16 protein-coding genes are annotated in these 17,316 nt (G+C 73.3%); 3 read left to right on the top strand and 13 right to left on the bottom strand.

All coding sequences use genetic code 11. From position 1 onward, the window contains the following. Positions 1–313: 313 nt before the first annotated feature. Together D9V36_RS28045 and D9V36_RS28040 are read right to left on the bottom strand one after the other, a co-directional pair. Entirely contained in the window at positions 314–718 is a 405-nt protein-coding gene (locus D9V36_RS28045) for a hypothetical protein (RefSeq protein ID WP_129296191.1), read from the bottom strand. A gap of 294 nt (positions 719–1,012) precedes the next feature. Beyond that, complete coding sequence (locus D9V36_RS28040; RefSeq protein WP_129296190.1) at positions 1,013–1,792, bottom strand: HAD-IIA family hydrolase; 780 nt, start codon at positions 1,790–1,792, stop codon at positions 1,013–1,015. 391 nt (positions 1,793–2,183) lie between these two features. On the opposite strand from D9V36_RS28040, the gene D9V36_RS28035 reads away from it, so the two are divergent. After that, a complete protein-coding gene (locus D9V36_RS28035) occupies positions 2,184–2,726 on the top strand; it encodes a GntR family transcriptional regulator (RefSeq protein WP_129296189.1) in 543 nt (180 codons plus the stop codon). 12 nt (positions 2,727–2,738) lie between these two features. Here D9V36_RS28035 and D9V36_RS28030 read toward each other — a convergent pair whose 3' ends face one another. The 8 genes from D9V36_RS28030 to D9V36_RS27995 all read right to left on the bottom strand — a co-directional run bounded on the left by D9V36_RS28030 (position 2,739) and on the right by D9V36_RS27995 (position 11,125). Beyond that, a complete protein-coding gene (locus D9V36_RS28030; protein ID WP_129296188.1) occupies positions 2,739–3,818 on the bottom strand; it encodes a 2-aminoethylphosphonate ABC transporter substrate-binding protein in 1,080 nt (359 codons plus the stop codon). Positions 3,819–3,878: 60 nt separating this feature from the next. Then, complete coding sequence (locus tag D9V36_RS28025) at positions 3,879–4,676, bottom strand: ABC transporter permease (protein WP_129296187.1); 798 nt, start codon at positions 4,674–4,676, stop codon at positions 3,879–3,881. Beyond that, entirely contained in the window at positions 4,663–5,745 is a 1,083-nt protein-coding gene (locus tag D9V36_RS28020; protein WP_129296186.1) for a 2-aminoethylphosphonate ABC transporter permease subunit, read from the bottom strand. Before D9V36_RS28020 ends, D9V36_RS28025 begins: the two co-directional genes overlap by 14 nt. Next, a complete protein-coding gene (locus D9V36_RS28015; RefSeq protein ID WP_129296185.1) occupies positions 5,738–6,940 on the bottom strand; it encodes an ABC transporter ATP-binding protein in 1,203 nt (400 codons plus the stop codon). The genes D9V36_RS28020 and D9V36_RS28015 overlap by 8 nt, the downstream gene beginning before the upstream one ends. A gap of 1 nt (position 6,941) precedes the next feature. Beyond that, on the bottom strand, positions 6,942–7,673 hold the full coding sequence (locus D9V36_RS28010; protein WP_129298740.1) for a phosphonatase-like hydrolase: 732 nt from the start codon (positions 7,671–7,673) through the stop codon (positions 6,942–6,944). Between the two features lie 23 nt (positions 7,674–7,696). Further along, complete coding sequence (locus D9V36_RS28005; protein ID WP_129296184.1) at positions 7,697–8,818, bottom strand: TIGR03364 family FAD-dependent oxidoreductase; 1,122 nt, start codon at positions 8,816–8,818, stop codon at positions 7,697–7,699. Positions 8,819–9,009: 191 nt separating this feature from the next. Continuing rightward, positions 9,010–9,783 carry a GntR family transcriptional regulator gene (locus tag D9V36_RS28000; protein WP_129296183.1) on the bottom strand — a complete coding sequence of 258 codons (774 nt, stop codon included), beginning with the start codon at positions 9,781–9,783 and terminating at the stop codon, positions 9,010–9,012. Between the two features lie 178 nt (positions 9,784–9,961). Continuing rightward, positions 9,962–11,125 carry an ROK family transcriptional regulator gene (locus D9V36_RS27995; RefSeq protein ID WP_241721071.1) on the bottom strand — a complete coding sequence of 388 codons (1,164 nt, stop codon included), beginning with the start codon at positions 11,123–11,125 and terminating at the stop codon, positions 9,962–9,964. Between the two features lie 55 nt (positions 11,126–11,180). Between D9V36_RS27995 and D9V36_RS27990 the strand changes: the two genes are divergently transcribed. Next, positions 11,181–12,299 (top strand): Gfo/Idh/MocA family oxidoreductase, encoded by a 1,119-nt coding sequence (locus D9V36_RS27990; protein WP_129296181.1) that lies wholly within the window; start codon positions 11,181–11,183, stop codon positions 12,297–12,299. A gap of 148 nt (positions 12,300–12,447) precedes the next feature. Here D9V36_RS27990 and D9V36_RS27985 read toward each other — a convergent pair whose 3' ends face one another. The 3 genes from D9V36_RS27985 to D9V36_RS27975 all read right to left on the bottom strand — a co-directional run bounded on the left by D9V36_RS27985 (position 12,448) and on the right by D9V36_RS27975 (position 15,109). Continuing rightward, complete coding sequence (locus tag D9V36_RS27985; protein ID WP_129296180.1) at positions 12,448–13,305, bottom strand: fumarylacetoacetate hydrolase family protein; 858 nt, start codon at positions 13,303–13,305, stop codon at positions 12,448–12,450. A 139-nt stretch (positions 13,306–13,444) separates the two neighbouring features. Beyond that, positions 13,445–14,644 carry a YidC/Oxa1 family membrane protein insertase gene (gene yidC, locus D9V36_RS42715; RefSeq protein WP_129296179.1) on the bottom strand — a complete coding sequence of 400 codons (1,200 nt, stop codon included), beginning with the start codon at positions 14,642–14,644 and terminating at the stop codon, positions 13,445–13,447. A gap of 159 nt (positions 14,645–14,803) precedes the next feature. Then, positions 14,804–15,109: a DUF6412 domain-containing protein gene (locus D9V36_RS27975; protein ID WP_129296178.1), complete on the bottom strand. Its 306-nt coding sequence runs from the start codon at positions 15,107–15,109 to the stop codon at positions 14,804–14,806. Between the two features lie 160 nt (positions 15,110–15,269). Between D9V36_RS27975 and D9V36_RS27970 the strand changes: the two genes are divergently transcribed. Further along, positions 15,270–17,168 carry an AMP-dependent synthetase/ligase gene (locus D9V36_RS27970; protein WP_129296177.1) on the top strand — a complete coding sequence of 633 codons (1,899 nt, stop codon included), beginning with the start codon at positions 15,270–15,272 and terminating at the stop codon, positions 17,166–17,168. The last annotated feature ends 148 nt before the right edge of the window (positions 17,169–17,316 follow it).

The raw sequence follows: 17,316 nt of genomic DNA, 5'->3' as shown, positions 1-17,316 counted from the left end.
GAGGAGCTTTCCGGGGGTGGTGGCCGGATGGCGACCGGGGTGGCGGCTGTGACCAGGGTTGGGGCTGAGGCTGGTGCCGGGTGGGGCGAAGGGGCCGTGGGCGCTGTGGGGGTTGTGCGGGTTGGGGGCGCTGAGGGGGTTACAGGGGCTGAGGGGGTTACGGAGGCTGAAAGGAGCATGAGGGCCGGAGGCACGGTGGACGCCGGAAGAGGAGAAGGCGCCGCGAGTGCCGGACAGGGCCGGCGCCCCGGCTCTTGCCCCGGCCCTCCCCTGCTTCTCCGTATTCACTTGCCCGTCACCACTCACCCGTTCCTCAGTGCTCATCGGCCTCGCCCCGCCGCTCGCGGCGCAGTCGCATCCGGAGCCGGAGCAGCTGGCCCGCGATGACCAGGATGGCGCCCCCGGCCAGCACCAGGCCCACGGCCGAGGTGCTGCTCAGCTCGCGACTCGGCGAGGCCTCGGCAGGCACGCCGGTGCGGGGGGCCGGAGCGGGACGGACCGCGGGAGCAGGGTGGGGGGCCCGCGCGGGGACGACCGAGGCAGGGCTCGCCGAGGCGAGGGCGGCCGAAGCCGGCCTGGCCGGGGCAGGCGCCGCCGGGGCGAGGGCGGCAAAGACCGTTCCGGTCCCGGGGGCGCGTGCGTTCCCGCCGGACACGGGCGACGTCATCACCGCGCAGGCCGCGGCCGCGGCGCAGAGAGCAAGGTGCCGTGAGCGCATGGTGAACCTCCGATAACTCCGAAGGTCCGCCCGTGCGAGCCCGGCCGCATCCGGTAACGGTCCGGGGCTGCGCCGTTCGGGTGGGGGGCAACGGCGTCCGGCGGCCACGAGCGTCCGCGGCGCTCCGGTACCCCGGGGGGCGCCGCGGTGCGGGAGGTGCCGAGACGCCGGTACGCCGGGGCGCCGGGCGTCCATGGCGACGGCGGCCCGGCCGTCCATCCTGCGGGCCGGCGCGGGTCGCACATGGCGCCGGACCGGACGCCGGTCCCCCGGCTCACGCCCCCTCGGCGCCGCTCACACCAGATCGATGAGGTCCGCGATCGAGTCCACCACACGGGAGGGCCGGAACGGGTGCCGGTCGACCTCCTCGGGGCGGGTCAGCCCGGTCAGTACGAGGAAGGTCTCCATGCCCGCCTCCAGCCCGGCCAGCACATCGGTGTCCATCCGGTCGCCGATCATCGCGGAGGTCTCGGAGTGGGCGCCGATGACGTTGAGCCCGTGCCGCATCATCAGCGGGTTCGGCTTGCCGACGAAGTACGGGTCGACGCCCGTCGCCTTGGTGATCAGCGCGGCCACCGAACCGGTCGCGGGCAGCGCGCCCTGCGGGGAGGGGCCGGTCTCGTCGGGGTTGGTGGCGATGAACCGCGCCCCCTCGTTGATCAGCCGGATCGCCTTCGTCAGCGCCTCGAAGCTGTAGGTGCGGGTCTCGCCCAGGACGACATAGTCCGGGGAGTGGTCGGTCAGGACGTAGCCGATGTCGTGCAGGGCGGTGGTCAGGCCCGCCTCCCCGATGACGTACGCGGTGCCGCCGGGCCGCTGGTCGTCCAGGAACTGGGCGGTGGCCAGCGCGGAGGTCCAGATGGACTCCCACGGCACCTCCAGCCCGATGCGGTTCAGGCGGGCGTGCAGGTCACGCGGGGTGTAGATGGAATTGTTGGTCAGCACGAGAAAGGGCTTGCCCGACTCGCGCAGCCGCTTGATGAAGGCGTCCGCCCCGGGGACCGGAACGCCCTCGTGCATCAGGACGCCGTCCATATCGGTGAGCCATGACTCGATCGGCTTGCGCTCTGCCACTGCCGGACTCCTGCCGTGCGTGTTGACCAGGGGCGCCGGCCGTCTCCGTCCGTGGGTCACCCGCCGCGGACCACGGCGGATGATCCGCGGAACGTACATACGGAACGTACATACGGCCGACACACCCACCCTAAGTCAGCAGACCGCCGCCCCGACCCGGCCCTCACCCCTGTTCTTCGGCGGCCGGCGGCCGACGACCGGCAGCCGCCGTACACCGCCCGCTCACGGCGAGATCCGCAGCAGGTCACGGGCGACTCGGTGAGCCCTTCACACAGGGCAGCAAGGCCTCCCGGGCATGCGGGATTGTCTCCCGTTCCGGGAGACAGCACAGTTGGCCGGGGAAAGGCCGCCCCTATCCCTATCCCTATCTGGTCCCTATCCGGAGGATGCCGTGAGCAGCGTCGAGTGGGTCACCACGTCAGTGCCGTATCTGACCGCGCGTCAGCCTGGGCAGGGTGATGCGTGGAGCGCCGAGACAGCAGCCAAGGGGCGTCGCGGCAGCCAGCGCATCGTGCAGGCCGGAGAGACCGTCGCGCCCGCCGGGATCGCGGAGGTGCTGGGCCTGGAGCCCGGTGCCGAGGTGGTCGTACGGCGGCGCATCATGTACCTCGACGGCCGGCCGTGCGAACTGACGGACACCTACTACCCGCTGCCGATCGCCCGCGGTACCCGGCTCGCCGGGACGGCGAAGATCCCGGGCGGGGCGATCACGCTGCTCGCCGAACTCGGCTACGTCGGGGTCCGGGCCCGCGAGGACGTCAGCGCGCGGCTTCCCAGCCAGGAGGAAGCCGCGGCACTGGAGTCGGACGTGACGCAGCCCGTGCTGCAGGTGGTCCGGCTGTCGCTCGATGCCGCGGACCGCCCGGTCCAGGCGGACCGGATGGTCATGCCCGCACAGCTCCAGCAACTGCGCTACGACATGAAGATCGGGTGAGCGGGGCTCCCGTCAGCTCCCCGTCGCCTCCCGCCACCCCTCCACGTACGCGTTCAGGTTCTTGTCGATGTCGTTCCAGTCGGGCTGGAAGATCTCGACGTTTTTCATGATCTTGGCGAGTTCGGTGGCGTGGGCGTTGGTGGCCTTGATGTCCTTGCGGGAGGTGAAGCCGCCGCCCACTGCGGAGACCTGGCGCTGGACGGGGGCGGAGAGCAGGTAGTCCAGGAACTTCTGGGCGTTGGCGCGGTGCGGGGCGTTCTTGACCAGGCCGGCCGCGTACGGCAGGGCGAAGGTGGTGGGCTTCGCTCCGGGTTCGGCGGCGGGGAAGAAGATGCCCTGGTGCGGCATGGACGTCATGTTGGCGTAGTTCATCTGGACGTCGCCGTTGGCGACCAGGAGTTCGCCCTTGTCCGTCTTGGGGGCGAGCTGGCCGGTGGAGGAGGACGGGCCGACGTTGTTGGCCTGGAGCTTCTTGAGGAAGGACAGGGCCGGGCCCTTGCCGCCGAAGTCGTGCAGGGCCTTGATGAGGACGGCGGTGCCGTCGCCGGCGACTCCGGGCGTGGAGTACTGGAGGTGGTTCCTGAACTTTCCGTCCAGCAGGTCCTGCCAGGTGGCGGGGGGCTGCTTCAGTTCCTTCTTGTTGTAGATGAAGCAGAAGTAGTTGTTCACGATCGAGGTCCACTTGCCGGACGGGTCCTTGTCCGCGGCGGCGACCTGGTCCGCGCCCTTGGGACGGTAGGTGTCCAGGAGGCCCTTGCCGTCGGCCTGCTGGATGAACGGCGGGAGGGTGACGACCACGTCCGCCTTGGTGTTGGCCCGTTCGCGGGCGAGGCGCTGGACGGCCGCACCGGAGCCGGACTCGACGTAGTTGACCTTGATGCCGGTCTTCTTCCGGAAGTCCTCGAAGACCTTGTCGTAGAACCCGTCGCCCTTCTCGCTCTTGAGGCCGTCGGCGCTGTAGACGGTGATCTCCTTGGCGTGGGGGTCGGCGGTGGAGGCGCCACCGCATGCGGTGAGCGGGGCACCGAGGGCGAGGGCGGCGCAGCAGGCGGCGAGCGGCTTGCGGAAGGCGCGGGGGGCGGAGAGGGACATGGCGGGATAACTCCTAGTAAGCGCAAGGGGATCGGGGAGGGGCAGCGGTACTGGGGAGGTTCAGCGGTACGAGGCCTTGGTGCGGATGCGGGAGACGCCCAGGAGGACGAGCAGGGTGGTGGCCATCAGGGCGACCGCCAGTGCGGCTCCGGCGAAGAGGGAGCCGCGGTCGGTGACGGCGAAGATCTGGACGGGCAGCGGCAGCCAGTCCGGCGGATAGATCATCATCGTGGCGCTCAGCTCGCCCATGGACAGGGCGAAGCACAGGCCCGCCGCGGCGGTGAGGGACGGCAGCAGCAGGGGGAGCTTGACCCGCCACAGGACGTAGGCGGGGCGGGCGCCGAGGCCGGCCGCGCTCTGTTCGTACGCCGGGTCGAGGCGGGCCAGCGCGGCCGTCACGGACTGGTAGGCGAAGGCGGTGACCAGCACGGTGTGGGCGATGATCACGATCTGCGGGGTGCCGTTGAGGAGGAGAGGGGGACGGGAGAAGGCCACGAGGAGGGAGAGGCCCACGACCACGGAGGGGACGGCGACGGGCAGCAGGAACAGCCCGTCGAGGAGGCGGCGTGCGCGGCGGCCGAGCCGTTCGGCGGCCAGGGCCGCCCAGGTGCCGGCGGTCAGGGCGCCGACGCTCGCGGCCAGTGCGGTCAGGACGCTGGTGAGCAGGGCGTCGAGCGCATCGCCGCGGGCGAGGTCCCGATAGTGCGTCAGCGTCGCGCCGGAGGGCAGCGCGCCGCTCCAGTTGCTCGCGAAGGACGCGGCGGCGATCACCACCAGCGGCAGGGCGAAGACGGGCAGGAAGAGGGCGAAGAAGAGGGTGTGGACGGCCCGGCGGGCGGTCCTGCTATGCACCAGCACGGTGAGCACCTCCGGTGCGGATGGCCGGACGGCCGCCCGTACGGGACATCACGGTCCGGTAGAGGGCGTAGAGCCCGGCGGACAGCGCGATGTTGACGACGGCGACGACGCAGGCCCCGGTGTAGTCGCCGTCGAGGATGGCCTTGGTGTAGACGAGCATCGGCAGGGTGACGACGTCCTTGGCGCCGGTGAACAGCACGATCCCGAACTCGTTGAGGCAGAGGACGAGGACCAGTGCGCCGCCCGCCGTGAGCGAGGGCAGCGCCTCCGGCAGGATCACCTTCCGTACGATCCGCCACGGCCGGGCACCGAGCGAGGCGGCGGCCTCCAGCTGTCCGGTCTCGACCTGCGAGAAGGCGGCGAGCAGCGGCCGCATCACGAACGGGGTGAAGTAGGTGACCTCGGCCAGCAGGACGCCCCAGGGGGTGTGGAGGAAGTCCAGCGGCCCCTGGGCGGCGCCGGTCAGATCCGTCCACAGGCCGTTGGCCATGCCCACGGTGCCGTAGAGGAACAGCAGGGCGAGGGTGATCAGGAAGGAGGGGAAGGCGAGGAAGATGTCGATGAAGCGGCCGAGTGCCCTGCCTCCGGGGAGCGGGACGAAGGCGATCACGAGGGAGAGCGCCAGCCCGAGGAGCAGGGCGCCGGCGGTGGCGCCGCCGGCGATCAGCACGGTATTCGTCAGCGCCTCGCGGAAGGAGGCCTCGGCGAGGACCGTGGTGTAGGGGGCGGTGGAGTGGCCCCCGTCCTCGGGGCTGAAGGACTGCCACACCACCAGGGCCAGGGGGTAGAGGAAGACCAGCGCGAGGGCGGCGACGGGGGGCAGGGCCCAGAGGGCGGGGCCGGGGCGGCGGGGGCGGGCGGCAGGGCGGGCGGCGGGGTTGCCGACAGGGTGGCCGAGAGGGCGGACGCTCTCGGTGGCCCGGGCGGACGCTGCCGTCCCACCCGTCCCGTCTGTCCTGGCTGTCTCGTCTGTCCTGCCCGCCCCCACCGTCTTGGCCGTCCCGCCTGTCCCGCCTGTCCCGGCCATCCTGTCTGTCCCGGCCGCCACCGCCGTATCCGTCCTAGGCATGCGGAACACCGCCCTCGCCGAGCCCGGCCGGGATGAGGACCGCGTCCTCGGGTGCGAAGTGCAGGGCGACCTCGTCGCCCAGCGCCGGTGTCTCGCGCAGTTCGCGCACGTCGGCGAGGACGCGGTGGCCGTCGACCGCCGCATACAGCCGGTGCGTCGAGCCGCGCCACTGCACCTCGGTGATCGTGCCGCGCAGCGTGGTGCCCCGGCCGTCACCGTACGGACTCTCGCCGAGGCCGACGAGGTGCGGGCGCAGACAGAGGGTGGCGCCGGCCCCCTCGGCCACGCCGTCGCCGACGGGCACGGTCAGCGTCCGGCCGGCGAAGTCGACCCCGTCGCCGTCGCCGCGCACCGTCACCGGCAGCAGATTGGCGGTGCCGACGAAGGACGCGGTGAACTCGGTGCGCGGGCGGCGGTAGAGCTGCTGCGGGGTGCCGCAGTCCTGCAGCCGGGCCTTGTCCAGCACCGCGATCCGGTCGGCCAGGGTCAGCGCCTCGACCTGGTCGTGGGTGACGTAGAGGATCGACACCTCGGGCAACTCGCGGTGCAGCCGGGCGAGTTCGGCGAGCATGCCGGAGCGCAGCTGGGCGTCGAGCGCGGAGAGCGGTTCGTCCAGCAGCAGCACGCCGGGGCGGATGGCCAGGGCCCGTGCGAGGGCGACCCGCTGCTGCTGGCCGCCGGACAGCTCCCTGGGGTGCCGGTCGGCGTAGGCGGCCATCCCGGTCATCTCCAGCGCCTCGGCGACCCGGCCGGGGATCTCGGCGCGCGGTGTCTTCTGCGCCTTGAGTCCGAAGGCGACGTTCTCGGCGACCTTCATGTGCGGGAACAGCGCGTACTGCTGGACGACCATGCCGATGCCTCGCCGGTGGGGCGGCAGTCCGGTCACGTCCCGGTCGCCGATCAGCACCCGCCCCGAGACCGGCTGGACGAATCCGGCGACCGCCCGCAGCGCGGTGGTCTTCCCGGAGCCGGACGGGCCGAGCAGGGCCATCACCTCACCCGGTTCGACGGTCAGGTCGAAGGAGTCCAGGACGGTGTGCTCCCCGTGCTTGCCGTAGGCGACGGAGACGTGGTCGAAGCGGATGCCCGAGGGTGAGGGTGAGGACGAAGACGACTGCGGGGGCGGGGGCGCGGCCCGGTCGGCGGACGGGCCGGCGCTCCGGCCGGGCGCCGCGGCGGCGGCTGGGGCGGGCATCTCACACCACTCCCAGCAGCGCGGGCAGTTCGGCGACCGAGCCCAGGATGTGGGTGGCGCCGGCGGACTCCAGCTGTGCCCGCTCGTGCGCACCGGTGAGCACCCCGGCGACGACCGAGGCGCCGGCCCGCCGCCCCGAGAGCATGTCGTACGAGGTGTCGCCGGCCACCGCGATCCGCCGGACGGAGTCGGTGGCGTGGGTGCGCAGCAGCGCGGTGAGGACCATGTCGGGGTAGGGGCGGCCGCGACCGCCCGCGTCGGCCGGGCAGAGGGTGAGCTCGACGAGGTCCTGCCAGCCGAGGGCACCGAGGATGGCGTCCTGGGTGACCCGGGCGAAGCCGGTGGAGAGTACGACGGTGCGGCCGGCCGCCCGCAGCGCCTCGATGGCCTCGCGGGCGCCGGGGACCGGCGCGATCCGTCCGCCGTCGACCAGTTCCCCGTAGGCCGTCTCGAAGGCGGTGTTGGCGCGCCGGGCTGCGGCCTCGTCGCCGAAGAGATGCCGGAAGACGGAGATCTTGGACTCCCCCATGGTGGCCCGTACGTAGGCGAGCTTTTCGGCATGCCCGGGGCTGCCCGGTTCGACGCCCAGGTGGCGGGCGGCGACGTCGAAGGCCTGCTCGACCAGTCCGCCGTCGGCGACGGTGGTGCCGGCCATGTCGAGGACGATCAGGTCGATGGCGGTGGGGTCGGTGCTCTCCTCTCGGTCATCGACACTGTCGGCGCTGTCGGTCATCTCGCTGATATCGGTCAACTCACTCACCAGCCCAGTTCGTTCGCGGTGGTCTCGGCGATTGCCGGGGAACAGGTCATGCCGCGCCCGCCGGGCCCGGTCACCAGCCAGACGCCGTCACGGACCTGCTGCCGGTGCACCACCCGAGCGGTGTCGGTGCACTGTGCGTAGACCCCGGCCCAGCGGCGGCGGATACGGGGCAGCGGGCGGCCCAGGATCGACTCGACGACCCCGGTCAGGTGCTCGTAGGGCTCCTCGACGGTGTCGAAGGCGAACGGCGTCGCGTATTCATGGGTGTCGCCGATGGTCAGTCCGCCGTCGGCGCGCTGGACCATCAGCAGCTGCATCTTGTGCGCGGCGGCGGCCGGCGCCTGCGCCTGGCCCGCGTTGAGCGCGTCCAGGGCCGCGCTCCGGTACGCCGGGTAGTAGCGGAAGCTGTCGGCGTCGGCGACGGAGGTGGTCAGCGGCTCGCCGAGCGGGTCGGTCTGCATCATCTGCAGCCGCACCCGGCGCACCGGCAGCTCGGGGGCCAGCTCACGCACCAGGCCGCCGAGCCAGGCACCGGTGCACAGGATGACGGCGTCGCCGCGGTGGAGGTCGCCGTGGTCGTCGCGTACGGCGCGTTCGCCGGTCACCTCGCGGACCTCACGGCCGCCGAGGTAGGTGTACCGGCCGGACTCCAGCAGCGCCGCCTTCAGGGCGCGTTGGGCGGTCCGGGGTTCGACGGCGGCGTCCCGCTCGCACCACAGCGCACCGGCGAACTCGCCGCGCAGGGCGGGGTTGCGGGCACGGGCCTCGTCGGCGTCGAGCAGCCGGTAGCCGCGGGCGGCGGCGTCGGGGCGGCGGGCGGCGGCCTCGGCGACGGCCAGCTCGGCGGCGTTCTTGACGACGGTCAGCGAGCCGATGGCTCGGAAGCCGAGCTCGGGGACGCGGGCGCCGATGCCCTCCCACAGCTCACGGGCGTGCAGAGCGGTCGTCAGCTCCTCGCCGCCGGCCCGGCCGCTGACCCAGATCTGTCCGAAGTTACGGACCGAGGCGCCGCGGGCCTCGGCCTCCCGCTCGATGTGCAGGACCTCGTGGCCCCGCTCGACTGCGTGCCAGGCGTGCATGGTTCCCAGCACGCCGGCTCCGACAACTATGACTCGCATGCCCCAGACGGTCGCGGCGGTGGGTGACCCGGCGGGGGCGCACCGACGACGCGATGGTGAACAGGGCCCCAAAGTTGGCCTAGACCCGTTATCTTCTCGTGACCTCCAGGAGCTCGGGCCGAGTCAGGCGGGGGCCGGCGCTCGACCGGCGGACCTAGGACCTGCCTTCAAAGTCCCGCCCCACCCCGCCTTCACTCCGCCCCGGCAGGCTTCCCCAAATGCGTGGTGAAGGAGAACCGGTCGCCCCGGTAGAGCGAGCGCACCCGTTCCAGCGGGCGGCCCCGGGTGTCCCGCGAGAGCCGGTGGATCAGCAGCATCGGCAGTGCGCCCGGCGTGCCGATCAGCAGTGCCTCGCGCGGGGTGGCGAGGACGGTCTCCAGCCGCTCGTCCGCGTCGCCGAAGCCGATGCCCAGCCGCTGGTGGAGATAGGCGTAGAAGGACGAGTCCGGTGCGAAGTCGGTGGCGAGGTCCGGCACCCGCTCGACCGCGACATAGGTGCTCTCCAGCCCGACCCGCTCGTCGTCGGCGAGCAGCACCCGCTCCATGTGCCAGACGGCGTCGCCCACGTCGAGCCCCAGATCGCCGGCGAGCTGCGGCGGACACGGGAACCGGTCCAGGCTGACGAGATGCCGGCCCGGCTTGCGTCCCTGGCTGCGTACGCCCTCCGTATAGCTCGCGAGCGACAGCGACTGCTCCATCTTGGGGCCCGCGACGACCGTGCCCCGCCCCAGCCGCCGCAGCCGCCCCTCCAGGATCAGCTCACGCAGGGCCTGGCGCAGGGTCTCGCGGGAGACCTCGAAGCGCAGCGCCAGCTCGCGCTCGGTGGGCAGCACCTCGCCCTCGCCCAACTCCTCCAGCAGCGCGGCGATGTCGACCTTGGCCGCGTAGTACTTGGGGATGCGTCCGTGCTCGGGGACGCCGGACCGGATGGGTGCGCCAGGATCCTGGCCGTACGGGAACTCCACGCGGTGATCCTCGCACTACGGGCGGAAGGGGCGGCGCGGGGGCGGCGCGGAGGGGGGCGGTACACGGGCGGTGCGCGGTGCGCGAGGCCGCGAGGTACCTCAAGGGGGGGCCGCCCGGCTCAGGAAGTGCACAGGCTCAGGACATGCGCAGGCTGCACAGGTCAGTACGCGCACAGGCTCAGGAGGCCCGCCCGCCCCCCAGGCCGGCCTGCCGGTCCCCGAAGAGCGGTGCCAGCACCAGTTCCGCCGCGCCGTCCGCGACCACCCGCGCACCGCCGCGGGCGAGCGCCACCGGCACCGTCCCCCCGGCCCCGGCCGCCCTGCCGCGGGTACGGGCCTGCTCGGCGAGTGCCGTGGTCACGCCGTCGAGGAACGCGTCGGGGTGGTCCAGTACGGTGCGGCCGCCGAGCAGCACCCGGTCGATGTCCAGCAGCTCCACGAGGTTGGCGGCGCCCACGCCCAACACCCGTGCGGCGCCCGGCAGATCGCCGCGGGCGACCGCCGCCAGGCACAGCGCCTCGATGCAGCCACGCCGTCCGCAGCCGCAGCGCGGGCCGTCCCACTGCACGATCTGGTGGCCGAATTCACCGGCACCGGTGCGCGGACCGCGGTAGAGGCTGCCGCCCAGTACGAGCCCGGCGCCGAGGCCGGTGCCCAGATGGAGGTACCCGAAGGAGCCGGCGCCCGCCGGTATCCCCTGGGCCAGGCCCAGTGCCGCCGCGTTGGTGTCCTTGTCCAGGATGACGGGCAGGCCGAGGCGTTCGGCAGCTGCGTCCCGCAGCGGGAAGCCGTCCCACCGTGGCGCGCCGGTGACCCGGTGCAGGACGCCGGTGGTGTGGTCCAGCGGGCCGGGGCAGGCCACCCCGGCGCCCAGCACCGGCGGCCCGCCGGCCTCGGCGCGCAGGGCGGCGACCTCCCGTTCGACGGTGGCGAGCACCTGCCCGGCGCCCTCCTCGAAGGCGAGCGGGGCACGCCGTACGCCGACCGCTTCGCCCGCGAGGTCGGCGAGGACGGCGGTGAGCTCGTCGCGGTCCAGATGCAGTCCGACGGCGTGCCGGGCGCCGGGGACCAGTCGCAGGACGGTGGCGGGCTTACCGCCCGTGGAGGCGCGGCGGCCCGCCTCGGTGACCAGGCCGCCGTCCCGCAGCCGGGCGGTGATCTTGCTGACGGCCTGCGGGGTCAGCCCGGTGCGGCCGGCGAGCTCCCGCCGGCTGACGCCCTCCTCGCCGGCCGCGCGCAGCAGCCCGAGCACCAGCGCGGCGTTGTGCCCGCGCAGGGCGGGGAGATTGGCGCCCGGAGGCACGCCGACGGGGCCGTCATGGGGGAGGTCATTGCAGGTCACCCACCCATTGTCCGCATCGCTTGCACTTTGGCAACAGCGTTGCTTAAGTGGGCCCATGAGCGAGAAGCGCGACTCCACCGGCACCGCCGCCGCCCCTCACGACCCGCTCCGCGTCGGCCTCATCGGCTACGGCCTGGCGGGCTCGGTCTTCCACGCCCCGCTGATCGCGGCCACCGAGGGCCTGCGACTCGACACCGTCTCGACCACCCACCCGGAGCGGCAGGCGCAGGCCCGCGCCGAGCATCCCGGGGTCCGTACGGTCGACACCCCCGAGGCGGTGCTCGCCCGCGCCGCGGACCTCGATCTGATCGTGCTGGCGACACCGAACAAGACGCATGTGCCGCTCGCCACCGCCGCTCTGGAGGCCGGTCTGCCGGTGGTGGTCGACAAGCCGCTGGCCGCGACCGCCGCCGAGGCCGAGAAACTGGCGGCGCTCGCCGAGGACCGCGGCCTGCTGCTCTCCGTCTTCCAGAACCGCCGCTGGGACAACGACTTCCGCACCGTCCGCACGCTGGTCGAACGGGGCGAGCTCGGCGACGTCCAGCGCTTCGAGTCCCGCTTCGAGCGCTGGCGGCCGCAGCCCAAGGGCGGCTGGCGCGAGTCCGGCGACCCGGCGGAGATCGGCGGCCTGCTCTACGACCTCGGCAGCCACCTCGTCGACCAGGCGCTGGTCCTCTTCGGCCCGGCCGTCTCCGTCTACGCCGAGTCCGTGGTCCGCCGCCCGGGCGCGGAGGCCGACGACGACTCCTTCATCGCCCTCACGCACGCGAACGGCGTCCGCTCCCACCTGTGGATGAGCGCCACCGCGGCCATGCTGGGCCCGCGCTTCCGGGTGCTGGGCAGCCGGGCGGGCTATGTGAAGCACGGCCTGGACCCGCAGGAGGCCGCACTGCGCGAGGGCCGCCGGCCCGGTGACGGGGAGGGCGACTGGGGCGTGGAGCCGGAGTCCCGCTGGGGCCGGACCGGTGCCGGGTCCTCCCCGCAGAGCGGTGGCGGCGAGCGGGTACCGACGCTGCCGGGCGACTACCCCGCCTACTATGCCGCGATCGCACGGGCGCTGCGCGAGGGCGGCCGCCCACCGGTGACCGCCACCGAGGCGGCGGCCGCCCTCCGCGTCCTGGAGGCCGCGAAGCGTTCGGCCGCGGAGGGCCGTACGGTCCGGATCGTGGGCTGAATCCCGCGTCTTCGTCTTTCCCGCCGTTGCTCCCCCACTGCCTAAAGGGCCCTAAAGGGCGTGGGGGAGCAACGGCGCACGCACCGCGAAGCGGGCGGCAAACGGCGACAAACCCCCACGGCGGGAAAGCCGAAAACGTGGAGAAAAACTACGCTTCGCGTAGGCGCTGGCGCTGCCGTCCCAGGCCGTCGATCTCCAGTTCCACAATGTCGCCGGCGCGCAGGTACGGCTTGGGGTCCGGGTGGCCCATGGCGACGCCGGCCGGGGTGCCGGTGTTGATGATGTCGCCGGGGTGGAGGGTCATGAACCGGCTGATGTAGCGGACCACTTCGGCCACCGGGAAGATCTGTTCGGCGGTGGTGCCGTCCTGTTTCAGCTCGCCGTTGACCCACAGCCGCAGGCCGAGGGCCTGCGGGTCGGGGACCTCGTCGGCGGTCACCAGCCACGGGCCCAGGGGGTTGAACGTCTCGCAGTTCTTGCCCTTGTCCCACTGGCCGCCGCACTCGATCTGGAAGGCGCGTTCGGAGACGTCGTGTGCCACGGCGTAGCCGGCCACCGCCGCCAGTGCCTGTGCATCGCTCTCGAGGTAGCGGGCCCGGCGGCCGATGACGACCGCCAGCTCCACCTCCCAGTCGGTCTTCACGCTGCCGCGCGGGACCAGCACGGTGTCCTCGGGGCCGACGACCGTGTCCGGGGCCTTCAGGAAGAGGATCGGCTCCTCGGGGGGCGTGGCCCCCGTCTCCCGGGCGTGGTCGTGGTAGTTCAGCCCGACGCACACGATCTTGCCGATCCGGGCCAGCGGCGGGCCGGTGCGCAGCCCGGCCGCATCGAGCGGTGGCAGCTCACCGGACGCGGCGGCGGCGCGGAGGCGGGCCAGTGTTCCGTCGTCGGCGAGCAGCGCTCCGTCGATGTCCGGCACCAGGCCGGACAGGTCCCGCAGGACCCCGGCCTCATCGAGCAGCGCCGGGCGTTCCGCCCCGGCCGTTCCGACACGCATCAGCTTCATCGGCTCCACTCCCGTGGTCGAAGGTCGGCCCGGGACAGGGGAGTTCCGGGCCGGCCGATGGGGGACGGCCATCGAGCGATTTGGGCGATCGTCCAAGAACGGGGTCCGGTCCGCAAGACCCCGTTCACGGACTGGACCGTTACCGGGTGGTAGTGGCGGTCTCCGCGACGGCCTCGCGGGAAGCCCCGGCCTTCTGCGGCTTCGGCCCGTCGGCCGGGCGAATCCTGCTCCGGGAGCCGGCCCCGGTCCGGGAGTCGGCCCCCGCCTGGGAGCCTGCCCCGGCCTGGGAGTTGGCCCTCGCCCGGGCCGCGCGCTGCCGGGCCGCGCGGCTCTTCGGCGCGCCCTTGCGGTCCGTACGCTGCGACGCCGGACCCTGCTGTGCCGGACGCTGCGACGAAGGACCCTGCTGCGGGGCCCGCGTGCCCGTGGCGCCGTCGGCCGGGGCGGGCACCTGGTCCCCGGACGGGGCGGCGGCCTTCGCCTTGGTACGAGCCGGCGCCCCCTTGGCCGGCGTCCCCTTTGCCGCCAGTGCCTTGGCCGGCGCCCCCTTGGCCTGCTTGCCTCCGGCCGGCTTCCCCTCGGGCCGGGCCGCCGCGGTGGCCGCGTCCGCGTCCGCCTCGGCGCGCTTCCGGTCCCGGTGCAGCAGCGCCCGCTCGCAGACCGTCCAGGTCGTCGTCGTGACCATGTAGAGCCCGGCGGCCAGCGGCACCACGGCCACCGTGACCAGCGTGCCGAAGGACAGCAGCGGCATCACCTTGGCCATGGAGGCCATCCCGGGCAGTGCCGGGCCGGCGCCCGCGGCCGGCTGCGGGGCCTTGGCCATCGTGGCGCGGGCCCGGCGGTAGTTCCAGGTGGCGACGGCCGCGATCAGCGCGAACAGCGCGAGGTAGACCCGTCCCTGCGGACCGAAGGGCCCGCCGTCCGCCAGCGCCTGGCTCCAGTGGCCGCCGAGCGGCGCCCCCAGCAGTGTGTGCTGCAGGAGGCCGCCGCCCCCGGTGGTGAACAGGTGGTACATCACGAAGAAGACGGGCATCTGGAGCAGGGTCGGCAGACAGCCGGCCAGTGGCGAGGAGCCGGTCTCGGCGTACAGCTCGGAGGTCGCCTTCTGCAGGCGCTCGGGGTGGCCCTTGTGCTTGCGCTGCAGCGCGGCGAGCTGCGGGGCGAGCGCCGTACGAGCCTTCTCGCCGCGGGCCGCGGCGCGGGCGAGCGGGTGCAGCGCGGCGCGGACACCCAGGGTGCACAGCACGATGGTGGCGGCCATCGCCGCGGGGCCGAAGAGCGGGGCGAGCGCCTCGGCGCCGTGCGCCAGCGCGTCGCCGAGGAAGCCGAACATGGACATGGGTGAGCCCTCCACGGGGTCTCGTCGTGCCGGGATGAGGATTCGGCGTGACGAGCCGCGCGGACGCGGAATCGGTGCGGTGACCGGACCGGATGCGGCGGTGCAGACCGGCGGTGCGGTGCTGCGGACCGGATGCGGTGCGGTGAGCGGACCGGGCGCCTACGCGGCCGTCGGGAGGGCGCGGCCCGGTGCTCGGGGGCGCGGGCGGCCTGCCGCGTCGGGATCACGTTGGGGCAGGAAGGCCGTACGCCGCTCGCGGTCGCGCAGCGCCGTACGGATCCGGCCCGGTGGCAGCGGCCGGGCGCAGGCCGCGATCAGGAAGGCGCGGCACAGGAGCAGCAGCGCGCCGGTGGTCGCGGCGGCGGTCAGGGCGGTGGTGAGCCCCGTCTGTGTGAGCAGGAAGCCGGCCAGGAGGAAGAAGAGGGCCGAGGTGTACAGGCGCCAGAGATCGAGGATGCGGTACATCCGGCGTCCTCCTCGGGTTGTCCGGTCGTCAAGAGTTATCGGCTTCCGCTCAAGAGTAGCCACAGATCTGGGCAGCCGTGAGCCCGGCCGATAACTTGCCCCCCTGCCGTCGGGACGTCGGCAGGACCAGGGGGCCGAGGGGGAACACCTAGGAGGTGCTGTGCGCGACATCAGCGTTCCGGCCGTGGCGGCTCGACTGCGGACCGGCGGTCTTGCCGACTCGGTTTTCGACACCGCGAACCACCAGCCGGATTTCGCTCAGCTCGCCCGCCGCGACGCCAGAGCGCCCGGCGGCTGGCAGGAGGTGTCCGCGGCGGAGTTCCGGGACGAGGTCATGGCCCTGGCCAGGGGGCTGCTGGCGGACGGGGTACGGCCCGGCACCCGGGTCGCGCTGATGTCCCGTACGCGCTACGAGTGGACTCTGTTCACCTATGCGCTGTGGGCGATCGGCGGACAGCTCGTACCGGTCTATCCGACCGCCTCGGCCGAGCAGGTGCGCTGCATCCTCGCCGGGGCGAAGATCACCGCGATCGTCGTCGAGAACGAGGCGCAGGCCATGACCGTGGCCGAGGCCTGCGACGAGCCGGCCAGACTGCGCCGGCTGTGGCAGCTGGACCTGGACTGCGTCCGGCGGCTGTCGGAGGAGGGCACCCGGCTGCCCGAGGCGGAGGTGCACCGGCTGCGCCACACGGTCTCCCCCGAGGGGATCGCGGCGATCGTGTACACCTCGGGGACCACCGGGCGCCCGCGCGGCTGTGTGATCACCCACGCCAATCTCGCCGCCGAGTGCGACACCCTCTACGCGGGCTGGGGCGGGCTGCTGGCCGCGCCCGGCGAACGCCCCTCGCTGCTGGCCTTCCTGCCGTTCGCGCAGATCTACGGGCTGATGGTGCAGGTGGCGTGTCTGCGCGGCGGGGTGAAGCTCGCCCATCAGCCCGATGTGTCGTCGGAGGAGTTGCTGCCGGCCCTGGCCTCGTTCCGTCCGACGTTCCTGTTCGCGGTGCCGTACGTCTTCGAGAAGATCTGCGCCCGCGCCCGGCTGGCCGCCGAAGCGGCGGGCCGGCGGCGGACGTTCGACGCGGCGATGACGGTGGCGGTGCGCTACGCGGAGGCGATGGCCGAGGAGGCGCGGGGCACCGGACGCGGCCCCGACCCGTTCCTGCGGGCCCGGCACGCGCTCTACGACCGGCTGGTGTACTCCCGCATCCGGCAGACGCTGGGCGGCCGGGTGCACACCGCGATCACCGGCGGCTCCCCCCTCCTGCGCGAACTGGGCCTGCTCTTCGCCGGGATGGGCATCACCGTCTACGACGGCTACGGCCTGACGGAGACCAGCGGCGCGATCACCGTACAGCCGCCCGGCAGGGTGCGGTTCGGGACGGTGGGCCGCCCGCTGCCGGGCAGCGCGGTGCATCTGGCGCTGGACGGCGAGGTGTGGGTGCGCGGTCCGGTGGTGTTCGCCGGTTACCTCGACGAGGACGGCACCGCGGGCGACGGGCTCTACGACGGCTGGCTGGCGACCGGCGACCTGGGGCATCTGGACGAGGACGGCTACCTCGTCATCACCGGCCGCAAGAAGGACATGCTCATCACCAGCAACGGCAAGAGCGTGGCCCCGCAGGGCCTGGAGCAGCGGCTGTGCTCCCATCCGCTGATCTCGCAGGCCGTGGTGGTCGGCGACAACCGGCCCTATGTCACCGCGCTGCTCACCCTGGACCCCGAGGCGCTGGAGCACTGGCGCAAGCTGCGCGACGAGCCCGGCGCCGACTCCGCCGCGCCGACGCCGGAGGAGCAGCTGCAGGCGGAGGTGCGGCGGGCGGTGGCGCGCGCCAACGCATCGGTGTCGCGGGCCGAGTCGATCCGCGCCTTCCGGGTGCTGCCGGGCCGGTTCAGCCAGGAGTCCGGGCTGCTGACGCCGTCGCTCAAGCTGCGCCGGGCGGCGATCGTCAGAACCTACGCCGCGGAGATCGACGCCCTGTACGCGGAGGGCAAGCGCGAGGACCCCGGCACCCGGCGGGACCGCCGCCGCTGGGCCGCGGCGGGCCTGTACGCACGCTGAGCACGGCGCACACCACGCTGGACGGGCCCGGCCGGGCATACGAAATCCGACGCACGTCACCCGTTACCCCGGCCGGGCCCGCACGCGGAACCGTAGCAGTGCCGCGGCGGGCCCGGCCGTAATTTGTCCAGGGGTGAGGACCCGGGCC

Source organism: Streptomyces lydicus (assembly GCF_004125265.1).
GTDB lineage: Bacteria > Actinomycetota > Actinomycetes > Streptomycetales > Streptomycetaceae > Streptomyces > Streptomyces lydicus_C.
Note: the sequence above shows the minus strand (reverse complement) of the source record. Positions and strands in the feature narration are given on the sequence as shown.

What these genes read in the sequence shown, in the direction of transcription:
- D9V36_RS28045 (WP_129296191.1), bottom strand. Translation starts at nt 718, where the DNA reads ATGCGCTCACGGCACCTTGCTCTCTGCGCCGCGGCCGCGGCCTGCGCG.
- D9V36_RS28030 (WP_129296188.1), bottom strand. Translation starts at nt 3,818, where the DNA reads ATGTCCCTCTCCGCCCCCCGCGCCTTCCGCAAGCCGCTCGCCGCCTGC.
- D9V36_RS28020 (WP_129296186.1), bottom strand. Translation starts at nt 5,745, where the DNA reads ATGCCTAGGACGGATACGGCGGTGGCGGCCGGGACAGACAGGATGGCC.
- D9V36_RS28015 (WP_129296185.1), bottom strand. Translation starts at nt 6,940, where the DNA reads ATGCCCGCCCCAGCCGCCGCCGCGGCGCCCGGCCGGAGCGCCGGCCCG.
- D9V36_RS28010 (WP_129298740.1), bottom strand. Translation starts at nt 7,673, where the DNA reads ATGACCGACAGCGCCGACAGTGTCGATGACCGAGAGGAGAGCACCGAC.
- D9V36_RS28005 (WP_129296184.1), bottom strand. Translation starts at nt 8,818, where the DNA reads ATGCGAGTCATAGTTGTCGGAGCCGGCGTGCTGGGAACCATGCACGCC.
- D9V36_RS27990 (WP_129296181.1), top strand. Translation starts at nt 11,181, where the DNA reads ATGAGCGAGAAGCGCGACTCCACCGGCACCGCCGCCGCCCCTCACGAC.
- D9V36_RS27985 (WP_129296180.1), bottom strand. Translation starts at nt 13,305, where the DNA reads ATGAAGCTGATGCGTGTCGGAACGGCCGGGGCGGAACGCCCGGCGCTG.
- yidC (WP_129296179.1), bottom strand. Translation starts at nt 14,644, where the DNA reads ATGTCCATGTTCGGCTTCCTCGGCGACGCGCTGGCGCACGGCGCCGAG.
- D9V36_RS27975 (WP_129296178.1), bottom strand. Translation starts at nt 15,109, where the DNA reads ATGTACCGCATCCTCGATCTCTGGCGCCTGTACACCTCGGCCCTCTTC.